We start from the raw sequence: 22,086 nt of genomic DNA on the forward strand, positions 1-22,086 counted from the left end.
CGCTTTACGCCCAATAATTCCGGACAACGCTTGCCACCTACGTATTACCGCGGCTGCTGGCACGTAGTTAGCCGTGGCTTTCTGGTTAGGTACCGTCAAGGTACCGGCAGTTACTCCGATACTTGTTCTTCCCTAACAACAGAGCTTTACGACCCGAAGGCCTTCATCGCTCACGCGGCGTTGCTCCATCAGACTTTCGTCCATTGTGGAAGATTCCCTACTGCTGCCTCCCGTAGGAGTCTGGGCCGTGTCTCAGTCCCAGTGTGGCCGATCACCCTCTCAGGTCGGCTACGCATCGTCGCCTTGGTGAGCCGTTACCTCACCAACTAGCTAATGCGCCGCGGGCCCATCTGTAAGCGTCAGCCGAAACCGACTTTCAGCTTTCCCTCATGAGAGGGAAAGAATTATCCGGTATTAGCTCCGGTTTCCCGAAGTTATCCCAGTCTTACAGGCAGGTTGCCCACGTGTTACTCACCCGTCCGCCGCTAACCAATGGGAGCAAGCTCCCATTGGTTCGCTCGACTTGCATGTATTAGGCACGCCGCCAGCGTTCGTCCTGAGCCAGGATCAAACTCTCCAAAAAAGTTGAGTTGATTAGCTCATAATTTAAAACGTTGGCTTCACTTCTATAAGAAGCAAATATTATTGTTTGTTGACGTTTTTGTTTGTTTAGTTTTCAAGGATCAATTTTTCTATCGCTCAAAAGCGACTTTATTATCATACCAAGTTATCAACCTAAAGTCAACAACTTTTTTTATTTCTTTTTCAACCACGTTACTGTCTCGCAGCAACGAATATTAATATACCACCATTAAAGACAAGGTGCAATAGCTTTTTATTCTTTTTTTACAAATAAATTAAAATAGAAATATTCGCATATTTCTACTATAAATAAAAGTGCCGGCAATGAAGATTGCGGCACTTTTATGAAATCTATTAACGGTGGCGCATTAACGGGAATAATAGTACGTCACGAATAGACGGAGAATTTGTTAACAGCATGACTAAACGGTCAATTCCGATTCCTAATCCGCCTGTAGGAGGCATTCCATATTCTAATGCCTCAACGAAGTCGTCATCCATCATATGCGCTTCGTCATTTCCTTGCTCACGTTCTTTCAGCTGCGCTTCAAAACGTTCTCTTTGATCAATTGGATCATTAAGCTCTGTGAAGGCATTGGCATGCTCACGAGCCACAATAAACAATTCAAAGCGATCAGTAAATCTTGGATCCTCGTCATTTTTCTTCGCAAGCGGAGAAATCTCGACTGGATGTCCATAGATAAATGTAGGCTGAATTAATTTCTCTTCTACCTTTTGCTCAAAGAATTCATTAACAATATGTCCATAAAGCATATGTTCAGTGACTTCAACTCCATGTTCTTTTGCAAGTTCACGCGCTTCCTCAACGCTCATTTCCTTCCAGAAGTCTGCGCCGGTATATTCTATGATTGCATCTACCATGTGAAGTCTCTTCCACTCCGGTTTTAGGTCCACTTCGTAGTCACCATATTGGATTGTTGTAGTTCCTAATACTTCTTGAGCGATATGGGCAATCAGATTTTCAGTCAGGCTCATGATATCACGATAATCTGCGTACGCTTCATAAAGCTCAATCATCGTAAATTCAGGATTGTGTCGAGTAGATACACCCTCATTTCTAAAGACACGGCCAATTTCGTATACTTTTTCAAGACCGCCGACAATTAAACGCTTCAGATGGAGTTCGATGGCAATCCGCATGTATAATTCCATATCCAGTGCATTATGATGTGTGATGAACGGGCGCGCAGAAGCTCCGCCAGCAATCGCATGCATCATAGGAGTTTCTACTTCTAAATACCCCTGGCCATCAAGGTAGCGGCGCATTGATTGAATAATCCGGCTGCGCGATATAAAGGTTTGTTTACTTTCTTGGCTCATAATTAAATCCAAATAACGCTGACGGTAGCGCTGCTCTACATCTTTTAAACCGTGGAATTTATCCGGCAGCGGGCGCAAGGCTTTCGTTAAGAAGACAAAGTTTTCAACCTTAACCGATAACTCGCCCACTTTTGTTTTAAATAGTGTTCCAGTAACCCCGATAATATCTCCTAAATCAGCGGAATCAAACACTTTATACTGTTCTTCTCCAACAGCATCCTGACGAACATAAACTTGGATTTGACCTGTTAAGTCCTGAACATGTGCAAATCCAGCCTTACCTTTACCGCGTTTTGTCATAATGCGGCCGGCAAGCGCTACAGAAATACTTTTTGCTTCGATATCCTCTTTCTCTAACTCCCCATAGTTTTCGATTAATTCATTTGTATTATGGGTACGGTCAAACCGCTTTCCAAATGGATCTAGTCCATTTTCACGCATTGTGTTCATTTTTTCACGTCTGACCAACAACTGGTCATTTAATTCTTCCTGACTCATGACACATTCAACTCCATTACTTATCTTTTATGGAAATCTAAAACCTATAAGAATACTAGCTGTTTTTTTACATACTATATTATTTTACACAATCTTAAGTATTCAGACATCAAAAAAGTAAATAAAAACTGCCAGTTCGTCTCACTGGCAGCTTCCGTAGTAAACAACGCTATTATAGAAAATGAACCTGTGAAAGTCAAACTTAACCAACAATTGCTTGGTTTTGTTCCTTTTCTTCTACTTCAATGACCAAATCATTTAATAATGTAACAAGATGTTCTCTTGTATCACACTCGTTAATGGCATTGCGCACTCTTCCATTGCCGGGAACCCCTTTTAAGTACCAGGCAGCATGCTTGCGCATTTCACGAACGGCAATGTACTCGCTTTTCAAAGCAATCAAGCGGTCAAGATGAAGGATGCAGACATCAATTTTTTCACGAACAGACGGTTCTGCCATTAACCTGCCTGTCTCTAAATACTGCACCGTGCGGTAAATCATCCAAGGGTTACCTAGAGCTGCTCTGCCAATCATGACCCCATCAACCCCGGTTTCATCCAGCATTCTTTTCGCATCCTGCGGTGTTTGAACATCACCATTGCCAATCAAAGGAATGTTAATCGACTGCTTCACTTCACGAAGGATGTCCCAGTTAGCTTTGCCCTCATACATTTGTACACGGGTACGCCCGTGAAGGGCTACAGCTTTACCGCCGGCACGCTCAACAGCCTGAGCATTTCTTACAGCATAAATATGATCTTCATCCCAGCCCATCCGCATTTTTACCGTTACAGGCTTTTCTACCTCAGCTACAACTGCTGAAACCATTTCATAAATCTTATTTGGATCAAGAAGCCACTTTGCCCCGGCATCACATTTTGTAATCTTCGGAACTGGACAGCCCATATTAATATCGATAATATCAGCATTGGTATTTTGATCAACAAACTTTGCTGCTTTCACAAGCGTTTCCTTTTCACCGCCAAAGATTTGCAAGCTTAACGGCTTTTCACGCTCATCGATATAAAGCATATTCATTGTTTTTTCATTTTTTAACACAATCCCTTTATCACTAACCATTTCAGCACAAACTAAGCCTGCTCCGAACTCTTTTACCGTTAAACGGAAGGCAGAATTACAGACACCAGCCATGGGTGCGAGAACAACGGGATTCTTTATTTCAATATCGCCAATTTTCAACATCTACCAGCCTCCTATTCTTTAGGTCTTAAGTCATCTATAGTTACTTTCAATGAATGAGCGATTCTTTCAAGCAGATCACCTGCAGGCAGGCGATTCCCTCTTTCAATCTCTCCTAAAATGGATACCGATACACCTAGCTCCCTAGAAAAGCCTTCCTGTGTGTATCCCTTTAGCTTTCGATAGGCTCGAATACGCCTTCCCCACTTTTCCGCTTCCATATTCGGACTCCTTCTTTATCTGGTAGTTCGTTCAATAATACGTTAAGAGGTTTATCCACCCCGGGAATATGATGATCAGGATTGATTTCTACAAGTGGCACCATAACAAATGCCCGCTCTGTCATCCTTGGGTGCGGAACGGTTAGTTTCTCCGTTTCAATATTTTCTTGGTTAAAAGTCAGAATGTCAAGGTCTATTGAGCGCGGACCCCACCTTATTTCCCTTTTTCTCCCAAGTTCAAACTCCGTCTTAAGGCAGAAATCCAGCAGCTCTATTCCACTTAATACTGTCTGAATCTCAATTACCATATTTAAAAATAAATCCTGCTCTTCATAACCAATAGGATCTGTTTCATAAATAGAGGAGTAATTTACCAATTTAATTTTTGGGTTCTCTGTTAAAAGTTTTAACGCACTCATTATCGTATCATAACGGTTTCCTATATTTGAGCCGAGGGCAATAAATGCTCTGTTTTCCACTATTATCTTCTCCTTGTAATTTCTACTGCAACAGATTGGTAATGGCCGGGAATCGGCGGATCCGGCTTAATCACTTTTACTGTTACATCATGCACAAGAATAAATTGCTCCAACACCGCTGCTGCAATTTTCTCAGCAACAGCTTCCACGAGCTTATACGGTTTTCCCTCGACAATTCCTTTGCACACTTCGTAAAGTTCCCCATAATTGACCGAGTAGTCTAGTTGATCAGTTTCACCGGCTCTTTTCAAATTAACTGAAACCGTTAAATCAACCGCGAATCGCTGTCCCAGCCTAGTCTCTTCTGGGAATACACCATGGTATCCGTAAAATTCCATTCGGTTGACATATATTTTATCCAAGCACAACACCCTTTCCCATCATCGCGTCCATCATTTTCGCCATTCGGCTCATTTCCTTCACGTCATGGATTCGGATGATTTGACACCCTTTTTGAATGCCATAGCATACGGTAGCGCCTGTACCTTCCAATCTTTCATCAATAGGGAGATCTAATGCTTGTCCAATCATTGATTTTCTGGAAGTACCTAATAAAACCGGATATCCAAGCATGACAAATTTATCTAAATTTTGCATCGTTAGCAGATTTTCCTGATAGTCTCTCGCAAAACCAATACCAGGATCGAGGATAATATTTTCATCCTTTACCCCTGCTTTTTTTACAATTGCTATACTCTCGTATAAGTCATTTATTACATCTCTTATAAACACCTTGTAATTTCGGTCATGCCGGTTATGCATTAAAACGATTGGCACATGGTATTCAGCGGCCACTTTCCCCATATTCTCATCCGCCTTCGCTCCCCAAATATCATTGATAATATGGGCGCCAGCTTCAATGGCCTGCTTCGCTACCTCTGCTTTATAGGTATCAATAGAAATCGGGATTTGAACCTGTTCAGAAATGGCTTTGATCACCGGAATAACCCGCTCGAGTTCCTCCTCTATAGAAACAGCCGCAAAACCCGGTCGTGTTGATTCGCCGCCAATATCAATAATATCTGCACCGTTTGCAGCCATTTCTTTCGCACGTTTAACTGCATGTTCAATTCGATTATATTTTCCGCCATCCGAAAAGGAATCAGGCGTAATATTTAAAATTCCCATCACAATTGTTTTCTTAGAAAAGTCCAAGGTATATGGGCCACACTGGATTTGCTCTTCTGCTGCCTTCATTCCATATTCCTCCTATTCCTTTTTTCACTTATTTTATCATACATGAAATTTAGAATACGTTACAAAAAAATAGAGGCCCCAGCAAATAACGCCGCAGCCTCTATCCTTTTTATTCTACATCATATTGATAAAGCTGTGTACTTAGATAACGTTCTCCGTTATCTGGAATAATCGCCAGCACCTTTTTACCTTTTCCTAATTCCTTTGCAACCTTTAAAGCTGCAGAAATAGCGGCTCCTGAAGAGATTCCGCCAAGAATCCCCTCTTCTCTAGCCGCGCGGCGGGAGGCTTCAAACGCTTCTTCTGTATTAATTTGAATCACTTCATCATAGATGTTTGTATTTAACGTATCTGGAATAAATCCTGCTCCAAGGCCTTGAAGCTTATGAGGCCCAGGCTTGCCGCCAGACAGCACTGCTGAATCCTTCGGCTCCACTGCATAGATCTTCACTTCAGGGAATGTTTCGCGCAGCACAGCGCCTGCACCTGAAATGGTTCCACCTGTACCAATTCCTGATACAAATGCATCAAGCGTATCCATCTGTTCAGCAATTTCTTTACCAGTCGTTCTTCTATGGACTTCAGGATTAGCTTCGTTCTTAAATTGCTGCGGTAAGAAATACCCGTGTTCCTTTACAAGCTCTTCTGCTTTTGCAATCGCACCCTTCATTCCTTCTGGACCTGGTGTTAACACAAGCTCAGCTCCATAGGCGCGAAGCAAGTTTCTTCTTTCTAAGCTCATGGTCTCCGGCATAACAAACACTGCATTGTATCCTTTTGCAGCTGCAATCATCGCGAGTCCAATGCCAGTATTTCCACTTGTAGGCTCAATAATCGTGTCAACACCCGGTTTGATTAAGCCTTGTTCCTCAGCAGCTTCAATCATTGCTAAGGCAATACGATCCTTCACACTGCTCCCAGGGTTAAAATATTCAAGCTTTAAATAGACCTCAGCACTGTTTTCATCTACTAATCTGTTTAACTTAACAATTGGTGTTTGGCCGACTAATTCGGCAACTGAATTTGCTACACGAACCATAAAGACACCCCTATTCCGAGTATTTATATTGGATATATCGAATTTACCAGTTTTATACTTGTTTTGTCAATCATTTTGCCAAGGAAATTTTGTGAAAACTTTGTAAAAAAATAAAAAGCACAGAAATCCCTTCTGTGCTCCTAGTTTGCCTTTTTCTTCTCTCCATAAAACCACTCCACCTCGGCTTCATCCCAAAAGGTTGCGGCCGTTGCAGGTGACTTCATTTGCTCAAGAGCAATTTGCCGGCGGATTGCCTCTTTTACGTCATCGTAGGCATAACTTTTCCCGTTTATTTCCCCCTCAAGCTTTAAAAGGGCATACCCCTCCTTCACCTTGAGCGGTTTACTATAGGCACCCTTTTTTAACTGTTTTGCGGTTTCGATATATTGCTTTGGATAACGCTCATCCTCTTCACTAATATAACCAATATCGCCGCCTTCATTAGCAGAAAACTCCTCGATTGAGCGTTCCATAGCTAGCGTGGAAAAGCTTGACCCATTGGCTAACTCCTTAACAGTCTGACCCGCCTCTTTCTTTGTCTTCACAATAATATGCGATAGATGATAGGCAGGAGGAACATTGAAAAGCTGTTTATTTTTTTCATAATAGCCTCTCAATTCCTTACTCGAGACCTTCACGTCCTTTGTTAAAAGTTCTTCCAAAAGAAGTGTGTTCCGAATTTGTTCCTTCCACTTTCTCTCATTTTTATTCGTTTTCGAATTAAATGAATTATAAGTGGTCTGCATCATTCTAAATTCCCGATCGACATCTTGATCGGAAACTTTTATATGATATTTGGCCGCCATTTCCTCTACGACCTTTTGATCAACCATTTCTTTTAAAACGTCTTTTCCGTATCTCGATTCAAGTTCGTTCAGCCAGTCCTGCCTCAAGATAGACGTTTTCCCCACGGTAGCCACTGCCTCATCATGGATTGCCTCACCGCCTGCCACATTTGCTCGTGTCAGGAAAAAAGCAACTGTTAAACAATTAAGCATAATGAGAGCAGCAATCACCATCCAAAGCTGCTTCTTCCTCATTATTTAGCATCCCTTTTTAGCTCTTCTAATTCTTCCTTTGAAAAATGGTATTTTTCATTGCAGAAATGGCAATGAGCTTCAGCCATCCCATCTTCTTCGATCATTGCCGTTATTTCAGCTGCGCCAAGTCCCGTAATCGCATTCGCAAATCGCTCTTTAGAGCAATTACATTGGAAGCTTACCGGCATCGTTTCTAGTACCTTTACATGCTCTTTTCCAAACAGTTCTTCCAGGATTTGCTCGGGTGTCAGACCCCGTTCAATTAATATTGATATTGGCTCAATCGTTTTCAATCGTTCTTCAAGCTTTGTTATAATTTGATCTGGTGTGCCGGGCATTAATTGGAAAATAAACCCACCCGCAGCCAAAATCGTATCATCCGGATTCACTAAGACACCGACACCCACAGAGGAAGGTACCTGCTCAGACGTTGCAAAGTAATACGTAAAGTCTTCGCCTAATTCGCCAGATACAAGCGGCACCTGACCAGAGAAAAAGTCACGCAAGCCAGTATCTTTCACAACCGCTAATATGCCGTCTGTGCCGACCGCGCGGCGGACATCAAGCTTGCCGTTTTCGTTTGATTCAAAGTCAACCTCCGGATTGGTCACATATCCGCGGACTTCCCCCTTCGCATTGCTGTCAACCACAATCGGACCGATTGGACCTCCGCCGTTTATTTTAATCGTAAGTTTATCCTCACCTTTAAGCATTGCGCCCATTATGACCCCTGCGGTCATCGTGCGGCCAAGTGCAGCTGAAGCCGTCCGCCATGTTTGATGACGTCGCTGCGCCTCACTTACCGTTTCTGTCGTACGGACAGCATATGCTCGTATGTTTCCCTCATAAGCAAGAGCCTTAACTAGATAATCCTTCATTGTCTAACTCCCTTCTTTTTGTATTTATTTAGCTTCTCCCATATTACGTTTATAGATAAGCTGCAGACCCTTTAATGTTAAAAATGGATCAACGATATCAATAACCGTTGATTCCTGGGCAATTAATGGTGCAAGCCCGCCAGTGGCAATAACGGTAGGTTTTTTCTCGCTCTGTGTCAGCATTCGCTTGACGATGCCTTCAACTTGTCCAACATACCCGTAGACAATACCTGCCTGCATTGCAGCCACTGTATTTTTCCCAATAATTCCATCGGGACGGGCAATTTCAATCCGCGGCAATTTTGCTGCCCTTGAATAGAGTGCCTCGGTAGAGATCCCAATTCCCGGGGCAATCGCACCACCCAGATATTGCCGTTCTTCATTCACATAACAATACGTTGTTGCCGTTCCAAAATCGACAATAATCAATGGGCTTCCATATTCATGGATGGCAGCGACAGCGTTGACAATCCGGTCTGCCCCTACTTCTCTTGGGTTTTCATATTTAATATTCAGACCCGTTTTGACGCCTGGTCCAACGATAAGCGGTTTAAGATGGAAGTACTTTTGGCACATTCTTTCAAGAGCAAACATGATTGGCGGTACAACTGAAGAAATAATGATCCCATCAATAGCTGAAAACGAAAGTCCTGAATGGTCAAACAACGCTTTTATGCTCATGCCAATCTCATCTTCTGTGCGGTTTCGATTTGTTTCGATCCGCCAATGATATTTCAGTTCATCACCTTGATAAACACCTAAAACAATATTGGTATTCCCCACATCAAATACGAAAATCAAATCTATCACTCACTTTATCGATTTATCTTTTTTCACATGCAAACATAATACCATAAATCGTTTAGGTGTGAAAAAAAGAGTGCTTCAATAGAAGCACTCATGAACAAATTATTTATAATCAATCTCATCAGAAGGTTTATCTAGGAAGGATTCCTCTTTTTCACCTTCATCCTTTTTCGTGTTGATGTTCACTTTCACATCTTCTGTTTTCTTTGGTCCAATCTTTACGGCATCTAAATGGACAGAAGGATCTGGCATATGACCGTGCTCAACCAAATATTTAATCTGTTCCGCAACAAGCGTTTCGACCTCAAGAAGAGTTGTCGCAATGAGATTCAGCTTATCGCGATTTTCAGTAAGAATCTTTCTTGCTCTTTCATAACATTCTTTAATAATGCTCTGAATTTCAAGATCGATTTCATAGGCAATCGCATCGGAATAATTTTGCTCATTATGCAGGTCACGGCCTAAGAACACTTGACCACCTTGTGGCTGTCCGAACTGAAGCGGTCCAAGCTTATCACTCATTCCGTATTCAGTCACCATTTTCCGGGCAATGCCTGTTGCACGTTGGAAGTCATTATGTGCACCGGTACTTACTTCACCAAATACAATCTCTTCAGCGACACGGCCGCCGAGCAGACCGACAATCTTATCAAGCAGTTCAGGCTTCGTCATAAAGTAACGATCTTCCCTCGGAAGCATGACAGCATATCCGCCTGCTTGCCCGCGTGGAACGATAGTAACTTTGTGAACCATATCCGCTTCATCAAGTACCAAACCAATCACAGTATGGCCGCCCTCATGGAAGGCAACAATATTACGTTCTTTTTCAGAAATAACCCGGCTCTTTTTAGCTGGACCCGCAATGACACGATCCGTCGCTTCATCGATATCTTCCATATCAATTTTCTTTTTACTGCTTCGCGCTGCAACCAATGCAGCTTCATTCAATAAGTTTTCCAAATCGGCACCAGAGAAGCCAGGTGTCCGCATGGCAATATTCTTTAAATTTACAGTCTCATCTAATGGTTTATTACGTGCATGAACTTTTAGCACTGCCTCACGGCCAATCACATCTGGACGGTCAACGGTAATTTGACGGTCAAAACGTCCTGGACGTAATAGTGCAGGATCGAGAATATCTGCTCGGTTTGTTGCAGCAATAATGATGATTCCTTCATTTGCACCGAATCCATCCATTTCAACTAACAATTGGTTCAACGTTTGTTCACGCTCATCGTGACCTCCGCCGAGTCCGGCACCACGCTGACGGCCAACCGCGTCAATTTCATCGATAAAAATGATACATGGAGCATTTTTCTTCGCGTTTTCAAATAAATCACGGACACGGGATGCACCGACACCGACAAACATTTCAACGAAATCCGAACCGCTGATTGAGAAGAACGGAACACCTGCTTCACCGGCAGTTGCTCGTGCCAGCAAGGTTTTACCAGTCCCTGGAGGTCCTACTAACAGGACGCCCTTTGGAATCCGGGCTCCAAGCTCAGCAAATTTGCGAGGGTCTTTTAAAAATTCAACAACCTCAACTAGCTCTGCCTTTTCTTCATCAGCTCCGGCTACATCTCTAAAACGAACCTTTTTCTTATCATCGTTATAAAGCTTTGCCTTTGATTTACCAAAGTTCATCACTCGGCTTCCGCCGCCTTGAGCTTGGTTTAACAAGAAGAAAAATAAGATAAAAATAATCACGAAAGGAATAATCGAAGTAAAGAAGGTTACCCAGCCGCTTGTTTCTTTTGCCGGCATTACGTCTACTTTTGAGTCTGCCTTATCAATTCGATCAAGGATCTTTTCGCTGTTAGGTATATAGGTGATGAACTTTTTATCCTTCGCTTCCAGTTCACCGCGGACCTCATATACCCCACGTTCTGGCTGCATAGAAAATGACTTAACTTCCCCATTTTCTAATTGGGTAACAAACTTATCATATGAAATATGATCTGTAGGCTCATTGCTTCCATTGAAGAAACTAACCACGCCTATAATGACTAAAAATATCAATAAATAAAAGATGGTATTACGGAAAATCCGATTCATCTCTTACCTCCTCCCGCGGGTAAAAACTATAATAAATAGTATCATAGAAAAACTTACTAATTCAAGGAATTACTCTCATTTCCAAGGGGTTTAAAGAACCTGAATGGCACCCCCTCGATTAAAAAATTTATGATTGATTAGTGCTATAAACTTCCGGCTTTAATACCCCAATATATGGAAGGTTTCGATATTTTTCAATATAATCCAATCCATACCCGACAACAAATTCATCTGGAACAATAAAACCTACATAATCCGCTTTGATTGCGCTTTTTCTTCCTGTTGGTTTATCAAGTAAGGTAACAATTTTAATTGATTTTGCTTTGCGATAACGGAATAAATCAACTAAATAGCTAAGAGTTAAGCCGCTATCGATGATATCTTCAATAATTAATATGTCCCTTCCTTCCACAGATGTATCTAAATCCTTTAAGATTTTTACTTCTCCGGATGATACAAGAGAAGTACCATAGCTTGAAACATCCATAAAATCCATTTCTAAATAGCAATCCATGCGTTTTAATAAATCGGCCATAAAAGGCATTGCCCCTTTTAACACACCGATTGCAAGCGGGAAGCGGTCTTTATACTCTTCAGTTAACTCAGCCGCTAACACATTAATCTTTTCCTGAATTTCTTCTTCTGAAACTAATACCTTTTCAATATCCTGATTCATCATAAATTGTGCCCCCTAGGATCATTACTAACGATATGTGAGTTGTATATATTGCTTTGCAGTTGTATCTATACCTTCTAAAGAAGATTTTTTTAGTTCTGGAAGCCAAATAATCAAACCTTCTTTATCCGTAATAACAGGCCACCTGTCGCGTTCATAGACCGGAACCTTTTGATCAATAAAAATATCCTTTAATTTCTTTGACCCTTTTATTCCCTTTAATGTCATTCGATCGCCCTTTTTCCTTGAACGGATGATAATCGGCCAATGAATACGGTCTGCATTAAACAGGGCTGTATGTCGCTTATCATCAGACATATCACTTTCTAACAGTTCTATGCTAATACTCCGTCCATTTGGCAGTGTAATTGTCCCAGGCTCATATATTTCAAACCCATATGGTTCAGCTTCTTTCAGCTGAAATTGGAACGATAACTGATAATAGGAGCGAATAACCTTCAATCCATTTGGAAAATCCAATTTACATGAAGGTTCATGATGATGCAGTAAGACAAATACTTGATCGATATGTACGGCAGAAAGAGAAGCGGGCCTTTCTTTATAAAGATAGTTTAATATTAGTTGAAACCCTCTCCTTTGTAAAGGTAAAGGCATTTCAAGAAAGCTTTTAATGTCAATAGTAATATTGTCCTCTTCTCTTTTTGTCACAACATTCTTCAGCCGACTGGCCGCTAATTCCTGCAGAAAGTCTTCGTCACTTTTCAGCTCTTCGCTAAACCGCTGAAAGTGTTCATGAACATGGCGATTTTCTTTTTTTAAAAAAGGAAGAATCTGTTTTCGAAATCGGTTCCGGCTATAAACGTCCTTCGCGTTGCTTGGGTCTATTCGTGGTGTAAGATTATGCTCTTGGCAATAATGTTGAATTTCATCCTTTGTTACACATAGGAATGGCCGAATAATCGTCCCTTCATGAAATTGGCGGGTAAATGGAATCCCTGCTCTTGCCGTTCCACTGCTTCCCCTAGTCAGCCGCATGAGTATAGTTTCAATCTGATCATCACCATGGTGGGCCAGGACTAAATAAGGAAAACCGTACTTCTTCATTATTTTTAAATAAAATCCATATCGCACTTCTCTTGCAGCAATTTGTGAGCTTTTCCCGGTTTCCTTTATTATTTCTGGCACATTAACTTGTTCCATTTCAAATGGGATATCGTGCTGCTCACAAAAGCTTTTAACAAACATTGCATCAAGAAAGGATTCTTCTCCACGGAACATGTGGTCAATATGTGTGACTACAATGGCCAGGTTCCACTTTTCCCTTTTCTTTAGCAAGTAGTGGAGCAGGGCTAAAGAATCTGGCCCTCCAGACACACCAACAATCATTTTCTTATTATTAAGCTTGAATGAGTGGCGGTTAAGAAAAGACTCAACCTTTGTTTCTAACATAGGATTGCACTCTTTCTAATACAAAGTAATTTTTAAAAAACTGTCCAGCTACAGCGCCCTAGCGGCTAGTGTCCTTCGCTCTCCGCCCTACGATAAGTCAACATCGGTTCACTCCGTTCACCGTGTTTCCTTTATCTCAGTTGGAGCGCTCCACAAGGAACGCTTCGGCAGCATAGGCATCGCACGAAGGAAAAGCGTTAGCTTTTCCGAGGAGGCCATACGCCGCTGATCAAGGCGCTTTCGCTTTTCTATTTAGCTTACCACTAATCGCGATTATCTATCAAAACATAGGTGTTTCTTTTCAAGGTGAATTTTTCCATTTTCTTGCCCCATAAATGTCAAAAGAATACACCTTTCATATATACGAACCAGCACGGAAATGGTTTCAAGGTTTAAGGTAAATTATTAAAAGTATACCATGCATATAATACTCCTAGAACGACAGTAATAAACAAAAATTCCAGCCATCCTCTTTTTTTCTTCTTTTGCCGATAGGTTCGTCTGGAGATATGCTGGGCACCGTTCGTGTTTTTTGCTTGGACTGGCCTGGCGGTTTGACTCGGTGCTGCGGCTGTTCGTAAAGGTGGACTAGATCCCTTATCCTCCACCATACTGTCAAATAAATCAGTTCGCATTTGCTTAGCATTTAGATAATGCCCTTGCAGTGCTTTGACGATGACCTTTTCAAACTTCAGCAGTTCTGGTTTTTGCCTAATGGCTTCCCTCAGCTGAGAAATCCCACCGCTAGTTTTAGTAAATCGGTTTGGGTAAGCGGTGTTGATGATAATCATCGCGACAGCAAATAAATCATAAGACGGTTCTGCTTTTCGGGAGCCCAAGCCCCAATAACCCCGATCATAAAACTCCGTGAATTCCTTAATTGCCCTCCCTTGAATAGTCGTGCCTCCAACATCGATACATCTTATTTTTGGCGGCGGTCCGGTTACAATTAAATTTTCCGGTTTTAAATCCCCGAATACCCAGCCATTTTCATGAAGCTGATGCAAATCATTCAACAGCTGCAAAAATAAAACACTTGTCCATGATTTCCCTTTCTCTTGTAAAAAAGAAAGGAAGTCTCGGCCTTGAATATATTCCATGACATAAAAGGAAATTCGGCCTTGGTGCCCTTGCCAATCGTCAACATCAAGTAAAGAAGGCCCGAGGGTTGGAAGCCCCTGGACCTTCGCAAAGGATTTAAGCACATTTACCTCAGAGGTGATCGACATACCATTGTCACTCATTTTCAATGCCACGTGAGTGTTTTTGTGCTTTGCAAGGTAAACCACCCCGTTTGCGCCAAATCCTAGTTCTTTTATAATTGTATAGCTATGTGAATGCCATTTCCCTATAATGATTGTCCCAGGACTTACCTTACATTGATTCTTCAAAGTATGATTCATCATCACGTGAAAGCAGGCTCCTTAATGATTGTTTTTGATTGAAGGCAGTTAAGGCTGTCCGTAATGCCGGACCAGTAGGTGTAATCCCGCCTGTAGACAGCTGCGAGAAGACACTTGTCAAAACCTGCAGCTTTGGAGTCCAATCCAGCAATTTTTCGACATCATTCTTTTTCCCGGGAAATACATAAACGGAAAATTGATTTTCTCCTGAACGGGCGTTTAAGCTTAGAGACAGATCGAGAAGGGCCTCTTTTACAGTGGGCAGCTTATGCTTCATGCTTGCACTTGTATCGACAAGAATCAACACCTCTAATTCGACAGTCTCACCTAATTCATCGACAACCTCCATGACCTCACCGCGCTGATCAGGATGCAGATCTTCCATTGTTTGTGAACGTCCTAATATCTGCTGCAGCTGGCTGTTGACCACCCCTTGAATGGTTTGGTTCATCGCTTTGCGGGTAACCATTTGCACGGTTTGCGAGAGCGCTTCCGCATAGACAATTTGACTGACACCCCCGCCTGACATCGCAATGCCATCGATTTCCGTCATTCCTTTTTCATCGATAACATCCTTTTCGATGACGCCTATCACATTCACCGTAATTCCTTGTTCCTTCGCGAGTGCAGCCATGGCAATTGGATCGTCACCTTGATTGGAACAGCCGTCGGTAATTAATAAAATTTGCCGGATTTTCCCTGTATACATAACCTTCTCCCTCCACGAAACGTATTGGTACCATTTTCGACGGGATCAGGGTGATTTATACATATTTTAAGCCTTGGCAGCGTAAAATAATCGGTTATGCTCTTTTTTTGTAGACGGGAATAGAGGCCCACTTCGGTGTATTATGTTTTATTTTTGCTACAGTAACCGTCATGTCATCCTCAATTAACCCCGATCTTGATCTGATCACATCCTCCATTATCAGGTCGGCTACCTCTTGCGGGTCATCCGTTTCTAATTCTTGCACTTTTCGTTTCATCCATAAATCATAATTTTCCACATGCTTCGGCCCTTCGAACACACCATCGCTCATCATAATTAATAAATCCCCGGCTTTTAATTGTTCACTGACAACATCAACCTCAAATTCCTGGAGGATTCCAATCGGCAAGTTGCTTGCCTGGATTTTGATCACCTTATTCCCCCTTTTGATAAAACTCGGTGTCGAGCCGATCTTTAAGAATTTAGCTGAGGCATTTTTCAAATCAATCATCGCCAAATCTAATGTAGAAAAGATTTCATCGGTCGTTCTTAGCGAGAGGATCGAATTAATCGATTTAATTGCTGTTTTTTCCTCAATTCCTGATTGCAAAATCTTTTGCAAAAGCAGCAGTGTTTCATTACTTTCATAATGAGCCCTTTCGCCATTTCCCATGCCATCACTAATCGCAATCGCATACTTGCCGAGGCCCAGTTCGATCGTGGAATAACTGTCCCCTGAAATGAGGCCGCCATCCTTGGCTGCATGGGCAACCCCTGTTTCGACCGTAAAGGCCTTTGATGATCTGAATGTCACATGACAGAACCCATGAGGGATGGTGGCACATTCCTCTTTATTCACAATAATGGTTTCCCCAAGTATATCCGATAGCATCGGTGCAATTAGCTTTTCACACTCCCCGTGGCCATTGCAGAATGGAACAGCCATCTCAATATCAACATTCCCCTGCTCAAGGCTGTAGATTTCCACCTGTTCAATATGAATGCCGAATTCCTGAATCGCCTCCATAATTTGTTCTTCCTGTTTATGATGATTTTCCCTTTCCCGTTGAATTTCTTTTGCGAAATTATCCATTACCTCGGAAACACCTAATAATTGGTCAGCGACCAGTTTCCTGGACTCACGCACCTGTTTCTTTAATTTAAGATTGGCTTGGAAAAAGGTTAGCTCCTGGCCGATGGTTTCATACACTTTTTTTGGACGGGAACAATGTTTTTCCCAGTCCCTTGTCAGCCTTAGAGAGACATTTCCATCATTTTGATCCATTTCATGAATAATTTCCTCCATGTAGGCATAGGTTGTATTAAAATTCTTTGCCCAGCATTGTTCCTTTTTAAAGCACGTTTGACACGTTCTTTCGGTGACATTGCTCATGAAATAATCCATTTCGCGCTCATCCACATCATCATCCTGCTGTGCTTCCATTTGCGAAAAGCTTTTTGATAAGGCATGAAACACATTGGAAAATTGTGAAACCCGCTGTGCCGTAACGTCTCGCATTTTGCGCATATATTTTTGCTGCTCGGCCGTGTATTCTGGTGTCCCGGGGATATATTTTGCCAGCCTGGACGTAAAAGCCTGTGGTGTTAAGAGAAATAAGAGCACCGCCGCACTTGATTCCAGCACGGTTTGTAAAAGGGAGCCTCCTCCCTCTCCATACATGCCGATCAGCAGAGTGGCAATAAATAAACCGATAGACACACCTATCTTCTTCCCTTCCTTTAGCAGGCCGCCGAGTACGCCTGAAAAAGCCAAGAGACTCATATGGTAGAAGCTTGAAACGCTTGCGAGGCTGAAAATTAACCCTGTCACAACACCAACTGTGGAGCCAACTGTTGCCCCGGCAATGAAGGAAAACACCAATACCAAATATCTCGACATAATATGTTCAATCGACAAATCATATACTTTCCAGCCAATGGTTCCAGACATGATGGAAGCAAGCATGATAATTAAGCAGACGATTTCTTCTGTTTTTAACAATTGTCTGCGTTTATTCAAGGTTAACAATGGAATACTTTGTAAAAATATAAGTGTCAGGATAAACGCCAAGCTCGCCTGAACCCCAACCATCATCAAATCATATAATGTTAATTGTCTTGAAAGGATGAAGGCTTCAGCTAATTTTCCCGCACCAAGAATGATACCGACAAAAAATGGCAGTGACCGCATTTCATTTGTCAGCCATTTTTGACTGATTCGAAAAATAACTAAAAAGCAAACGGTGACGACGAAAGTAAAAACCGCATTGGATAATGAAATGGTTGCCGCTCCGACAATCAGTCCGATCAAGGCAAGCGGTGCCCGATCCCTCTTGATGATATACACGGAAGCAAAGAAAGGGAGGCAAAATGGGGTAAGCTTTGCTAAAATTAAGGCTCGTCCAAGCAAAAAGCCCACGAATAATAAAAGGTAACCCTTCTTGATAAAAAAGGATTCCAGCATGTATTGAATTTTCCTTAATCCCTTCCCCAAATCCCATTTAGATGAATGAAGACTGACTTCTCCGACCGGCTCTATGAAACTCACGTTTGTCTTTTCCACTAAATCACACTCCCTATTCTTTCATCGTTGCCCACTATTATAAAATTAATAGAGGTAAAAGTTTGTCAAAATAGTGAACAAGCAAAAAGAATCGTTCGACGGTTTTCACTATAATCCTTCCAAACAATGTAACCATGTCGTAAAAAGGAGAAAGTAAGAAACGCGCCATCGCCCTGGTCAGCGGCGTATGGCCTGGAGCTCAAAGTCGAAACTTATAAACATAAAAAAGACAAGCCGCTTTGACTTGTCTTTCATTTATTGATATTAAGTGAAACCTGCCTGATCCAATTAGCAGCAAGTTACCCCCGTCTAGCTCCTCTTCCTCCACGCTTGGATTCCGTGTGGCGCTTTAAGGATGATAAACGATCTTCACTATCTTTTAGAAATTTTGCCATTTTTGACTCAAAGTTTTCCGGTCTAGCGTTATTACGATCGTTTGATCTGCCTTGACGAGGGCGTTGTGAGTGCGAATGTTGTTTTCTTTCCGGCTCTGGGCGATCTTTTGCCTTTTTAATGGAAAGGCCAATTTTCCCATCCTTTTCAACATTGATGACTTTTACTTCGACCTGATCGCCAACCTTTAGATGGTCATTGATATCTTTGACATAGTTATCGGCAACCTCACTAATGTGTACAAGTCCTGTTGAGCCATCCGGCAGCTCCACAAACGCTCCGAAATTTGTAATCCCTGTTACCTTTCCTTGTAACTTGCTGCCTACTTCGATTGACATAAAAAGATTGTTCCTCCTTAAAAGTATAAAAACTCAAATCTTATACTATATTATACAGAAAGGAAAAAATCAGTGTCAATAACTCACTGTATTGGATCAATTTTCCTTCTTTTCTTCCGGTATATTAAAGATAATTTCGTTTTTATCTGAGAAAAAGTACTGTTTTCTGGCTAGTTTCCCAATGTAGTCATCATCATTTAATTTAACAATATCTTCTTTTAGCATATCCTGCTGCTTTTTTAATTCTGTGAGCTGATGGTCAAGCTTCTTCTTTTGGGCAACCTTTGCCTCGAGCTTAGTGGTCTGGGAAAGATAGCTTGATATCATCAAATACGATAGTAAGCTAGCAAAAACGAAAAATAACGATAATCGCCGTAGCAATAATTTCCTTTTTCTAGCTGAAGCAATTTCCGCATATTCCTGCTGCTCGACATAGGTTGTCTGAATTTTTGATACATTCTTTTTTCGTTCCTCGCCCAAATCCCTGCCCTCCTCACTCTTTTCGGCTTTTCCATTTTTCTAACCACTTACTAATATAATTCCTGATTTTCTTAAAATTTCCTGCCGTATTATTATATAACTTCTCGACGGTTTTTTTAATACCTTTCGGCAAAAGTTTCCAAAATAATAACAATATTGTTTTCACCGGTACAACAATAATCTTTACAACCAATAATAAAACCTTTAAAACAAATTTGACAAGGGTGAATAGTCCCCTGCCAAGTGCAAAAAGGATCGCCACGATTAACTGGATTAGACCCACAACAGGTTTATAAATCAAGAGCTGGAAGGTTCTCCTCAAAAATTTCACAGTCGTTATAACGGAGTGGATCAGCATTTCCAAGAAACGAAGGTACATCCCTTTCAGCAGGCTTTGATAGGCGGCAAACCCGCAAACAAGCGCAATAAAGATATAAAATCTTAATTCCCCATTATTCACTAAGAATAACGTATAAAAAATAATCAAAGCTTGAATGATCCAAAATAATACATCATTTAGGAAGACAATCCAAGCTTTTTGTTTGGGGCGCTTTAAAAATCTCTGATACGTATCAAACATGGCGCCAAATAACGACCCCATGCCAATCATCGAAAGCATTGTAAGAAATTGCGTGGAAAGGGTCATCGGAATAACTTGCTAAAGAAGCCTTTAGCTTTCTCCCCGTGCTGCTCATCTAAGTAGACTAGGTCAAAAATCTTGCCTTTAATCGAGACAATCCCTTTTTCGACATCAAGGTTTTTCATCGACAGGTTTTGCCCCTTGATGGCTAAAAACCCCATGGACGTTTCTAATAGGAACTCCTCGTTATCAAAGCTTTCTACCTGTTTTACACCGGTAATCTCAAGGAGCCTTCTTCCTCTCATGATGACATCATGATCCGGAACACTACTCTTTGGCGGATTGCTATCATAATATTGACTCATCCTCATCCCTCACAATCATTTGTACAACCTTTTGGTAAAATGTATGTGAAGAACGTTAAAAATAGAACAGCTTTAGTCGTTTGAGCCGAGTCTCTCTTCCTTTAAAATCGTATACATCTCCGCCGCCTCATCCTTGCGTGAGGTTTCTTGAATTCGGTCAATTCTTGCCGTCACTCTCCGCTGCCCAAGACGAAGTGTCAATTCATCTCCTACTTTCACAGTTGAGCTGGCCTTTGCCTCTTTTCCATTAATTTCGATTCTCCCCTGATCAGAAACTTCTTTTGCCAATGTTCTTCGTTTAATTAATCTCGATACCTTTAAAAACTTATCTAGACGCATAAGCGCATTCCTCCCTTTTTAAAGACCCTTTTCTTTTGCCTCATCCCAATACTTGTCGAGCTCCTCAAGTGTATGCTCTTTAAATGTCCGTCCGCTAGAGCTTACCCCTTCTTCAACGTATTGAAACCGGCGTATGAACTTTTCATTTGTTTCAAATAACGCTTCCTCAGGATGAATTTTCAAGAATCTTGCCACATTCACAAAGGCAAAGAGTAAGTCGCCAAATTCCTGCTTCGCACGGATCATTCCTGCTTCTGTTCCATCCAGCTCAAGCGTAAATTCCTCGAGCTCCTCTTTCACTTTCGCCAATGCAGGGGTAATTTCCTGCCAATCAAAGCCAACCTTTGCCGCTAATTTTTGCAGTTCAAAGGCCCGCAGTAAGTTTGGCTGTGCTTTTGAGACACCTGCTAGTAAGGATGATGGCGCTTCGCCCTTTTCCTGTTTTTTAATTTCCTGCCAGTTTTGCACGACCTCTTCGGCATTGGCTGCCTTCCCTGTTCCGAACACATGCGGATGCCGGCGAATCATTTTCTCTGACAGCACTTCAATAATGTCATCAATAGAAAAATAGCCATCATCCTCGCCAATTTGTGCATGAAGCATGACCTGTAAAAGGACATCGCCAAGTTCTTCTATTATATTATCAATATCCTCGTTGTTAATCGCCTCGATGACTTCATACGTTTCTTCTATCAAATATTTTTTCAATGATTCATGCGTTTGTTCTTTATCCCATGGACAGCCGTTAGGTCCTCTCAGTTCCGCAATGATTTCACGCAGCTTCGAGAAATTTTTCAGTAAAATTTCCTCATCCTTCACCGGCGGGACATAAACAGACGTCAGGTTATTAACCGAGACGTTTCGGTCCAACTCATACAAGGGCAGTTTTTCAATGTGCTCTTGTTTACTTCCTGCTGCCGTTACGATATGCACCAGATAATCATCTGGTAATTTCTCCATTAGAGTTAGCTTTACATTTGATGCTACGAATTGGTCGTATACCTGGCTAATAATCAAATGCTGGTCAATTTGCAGCTGAGAAGCCGCGAGTGCTGTGCCATCGAGCAACTGGAACCCTTCAACAGGGTCAATTTTTAATGAAGCAAAAAGAGGATCAAGAAAACTCTGCCCGCCGCCAATCATGATTTCTGCACCTTCGGCCGGCCCATATTCCAAAAGGAGCTGAACCGTACGCTCTGCCACAAGCGGATGCCCCGGAACCGCGTAAATGATTGGACCGCTTTGCGCCTCTACCAATAGTGTCCGCGTGATTTCCTCGTAGACCGCTTCAAACTGATCATGTTTCTCGTAGACATTGTCAAAGGATGAATAGTTCAGTCCTTCTTTTTCTAAATCTGCCACCACGGGATGTTCTTTCGTTCGTAAAAATATGCGCCCTCCGGCATGTAGTAATTTCTTATATATCCCGACTGGAAGCTGTTCTGCATCTCCTGCTCCTAAGCCAAGTATTTCAATTTTTTTATCCATG

General features: G+C 41.8%; 22 protein-coding genes and 1 rRNA gene. All 23 read right to left on the reverse strand.

Going from position 1 to position 22,086, the window contains the following annotated elements; genetic code table 11:
- A 16S ribosomal RNA gene (locus tag ACO1D1_RS05965) occupies window positions 1-583 on the reverse strand; the annotation flags it as partial.
- A gap of 353 nt (window positions 584-936) precedes the next feature.
- Window positions 937-2,421, reverse strand: coding sequence for a lysine--tRNA ligase (gene lysS, locus ACO1D1_RS05970; RefSeq protein WP_149868077.1), 1,485 nt, complete (start codon window positions 2,419-2,421; stop codon window positions 937-939).
- A gap of 202 nt (window positions 2,422-2,623) precedes the next feature.
- The gene (gene dusB / locus ACO1D1_RS05975; RefSeq protein WP_423335263.1) at window positions 2,624-3,625 is read right to left on the reverse strand and encodes a tRNA dihydrouridine synthase DusB; all 1,002 of its coding nucleotides are present in this window, start codon (window positions 3,623-3,625) and stop codon (window positions 2,624-2,626) included.
- Between the two features lie 11 nt (window positions 3,626-3,636).
- Entirely contained in the window at window positions 3,637-3,843 is a 207-nt protein-coding gene (locus tag ACO1D1_RS05980; RefSeq protein ID WP_149868075.1) for a helix-turn-helix domain-containing protein, read from the reverse strand.
- Window positions 3,795-4,322, reverse strand: coding sequence for a 2-amino-4-hydroxy-6-hydroxymethyldihydropteridine diphosphokinase (gene folK / locus ACO1D1_RS05985; protein ID WP_423335264.1), 528 nt, complete (start codon window positions 4,320-4,322; stop codon window positions 3,795-3,797). The genes ACO1D1_RS05980 and folK overlap by 49 nt, the downstream gene beginning before the upstream one ends.
- Before the next feature lie 2 nt (window positions 4,323-4,324).
- On the reverse strand, window positions 4,325-4,684 hold the full coding sequence (gene folB, locus ACO1D1_RS05990; protein WP_149868073.1) for a dihydroneopterin aldolase: 360 nt from the start codon (window positions 4,682-4,684) through the stop codon (window positions 4,325-4,327).
- On the reverse strand, window positions 4,677-5,519 hold the full coding sequence (folP, locus tag ACO1D1_RS05995; protein ID WP_149868072.1) for a dihydropteroate synthase: 843 nt from the start codon (window positions 5,517-5,519) through the stop codon (window positions 4,677-4,679). The genes folB and folP overlap by 8 nt, the downstream gene beginning before the upstream one ends.
- 109 nt (window positions 5,520-5,628) lie before the next feature.
- Window positions 5,629-6,558, reverse strand: coding sequence for a cysteine synthase A (gene cysK, locus ACO1D1_RS06000; protein ID WP_423335265.1), 930 nt, complete (start codon window positions 6,556-6,558; stop codon window positions 5,629-5,631).
- Between the two features lie 140 nt (window positions 6,559-6,698).
- Complete coding sequence (locus ACO1D1_RS06005) at window positions 6,699-7,598, reverse strand: peptidyl-prolyl cis-trans isomerase (RefSeq protein ID WP_423335266.1); 900 nt, start codon at window positions 7,596-7,598, stop codon at window positions 6,699-6,701.
- Window positions 7,598-8,476: an Hsp33 family molecular chaperone HslO gene (hslO, locus tag ACO1D1_RS06010; RefSeq protein ID WP_149868069.1), complete on the reverse strand. Its 879-nt coding sequence runs from the start codon at window positions 8,474-8,476 to the stop codon at window positions 7,598-7,600. Before hslO ends, ACO1D1_RS06005 begins: the two co-directional genes overlap by 1 nt.
- A 24-nt stretch (window positions 8,477-8,500) precedes the next feature.
- The gene (locus tag ACO1D1_RS06015) at window positions 8,501-9,277 is read right to left on the reverse strand and encodes a type III pantothenate kinase (protein WP_149868068.1); all 777 of its coding nucleotides are present in this window, start codon (window positions 9,275-9,277) and stop codon (window positions 8,501-8,503) included.
- A gap of 108 nt (window positions 9,278-9,385) precedes the next feature.
- Window positions 9,386-11,341: an ATP-dependent zinc metalloprotease FtsH gene (gene ftsH, locus ACO1D1_RS06020; RefSeq protein ID WP_149868067.1), complete on the reverse strand. Its 1,956-nt coding sequence runs from the start codon at window positions 11,339-11,341 to the stop codon at window positions 9,386-9,388.
- Between the two features lie 127 nt (window positions 11,342-11,468).
- Window positions 11,469-12,017 (reverse strand): hypoxanthine phosphoribosyltransferase, encoded by a 549-nt coding sequence (hpt, locus tag ACO1D1_RS06025; protein ID WP_423335273.1) that lies wholly within the window; start codon window positions 12,015-12,017, stop codon window positions 11,469-11,471.
- 27 nt (window positions 12,018-12,044) lie between these two features.
- A complete protein-coding gene (gene tilS, locus ACO1D1_RS06030) occupies window positions 12,045-13,427 on the reverse strand; it encodes a tRNA lysidine(34) synthetase TilS (protein WP_423335267.1) in 1,383 nt (460 codons plus the stop codon).
- Between the two features lie 392 nt (window positions 13,428-13,819).
- On the reverse strand, window positions 13,820-14,833 hold the full coding sequence (locus ACO1D1_RS06035; RefSeq protein ID WP_423335268.1) for a protein kinase domain-containing protein: 1,014 nt from the start codon (window positions 14,831-14,833) through the stop codon (window positions 13,820-13,822).
- Window positions 14,802-15,539, reverse strand: coding sequence for a vWA domain-containing protein (locus tag ACO1D1_RS06040; RefSeq protein ID WP_149868063.1), 738 nt, complete (start codon window positions 15,537-15,539; stop codon window positions 14,802-14,804). Before ACO1D1_RS06040 ends, ACO1D1_RS06035 begins: the two co-directional genes overlap by 32 nt.
- 94 nt (window positions 15,540-15,633) lie before the next feature.
- Entirely contained in the window at window positions 15,634-18,102 is a 2,469-nt protein-coding gene (spoIIE, locus tag ACO1D1_RS06045; RefSeq protein ID WP_149868062.1) for a stage II sporulation protein E, read from the reverse strand.
- A 299-nt stretch (window positions 18,103-18,401) separates the two neighbouring features.
- Window positions 18,402-18,833 (reverse strand): S1 domain-containing RNA-binding protein, encoded by a 432-nt coding sequence (locus ACO1D1_RS06050; protein WP_149868061.1) that lies wholly within the window; start codon window positions 18,831-18,833, stop codon window positions 18,402-18,404.
- 96 nt (window positions 18,834-18,929) lie between these two features.
- Window positions 18,930-19,313 carry an FtsB family cell division protein gene (locus ACO1D1_RS06055; protein WP_149868060.1) on the reverse strand — a complete coding sequence of 128 codons (384 nt, stop codon included), beginning with the start codon at window positions 19,311-19,313 and terminating at the stop codon, window positions 18,930-18,932.
- A gap of 13 nt (window positions 19,314-19,326) precedes the next feature.
- Window positions 19,327-19,959: a spore cortex biosynthesis protein YabQ gene (gene yabQ, locus ACO1D1_RS06060; protein WP_149868059.1), complete on the reverse strand. Its 633-nt coding sequence runs from the start codon at window positions 19,957-19,959 to the stop codon at window positions 19,327-19,329.
- The gene (gene yabP, locus ACO1D1_RS06065; RefSeq protein ID WP_149868058.1) at window positions 19,956-20,258 is read right to left on the reverse strand and encodes a sporulation protein YabP; all 303 of its coding nucleotides are present in this window, start codon (window positions 20,256-20,258) and stop codon (window positions 19,956-19,958) included. Before yabP ends, yabQ begins: the two co-directional genes overlap by 4 nt.
- A 72-nt stretch (window positions 20,259-20,330) precedes the next feature.
- Entirely contained in the window at window positions 20,331-20,597 is a 267-nt protein-coding gene (locus ACO1D1_RS06070) for an RNA-binding S4 domain-containing protein (RefSeq protein ID WP_149868057.1), read from the reverse strand.
- Window positions 20,598-20,615: 18 nt separating this feature from the next.
- Window positions 20,616-22,085: a nucleoside triphosphate pyrophosphohydrolase gene (gene mazG, locus ACO1D1_RS06075; RefSeq protein WP_149868056.1), complete on the reverse strand. Its 1,470-nt coding sequence runs from the start codon at window positions 22,083-22,085 to the stop codon at window positions 20,616-20,618.
- Window position 22,086 lies beyond the last annotated feature (1 nt).

This window comes from Neobacillus sp. 19 (genome assembly GCF_049463095.1).
GTDB lineage: Bacteria > Bacillota > Bacilli > Bacillales > Cytobacillaceae > Neobacillus.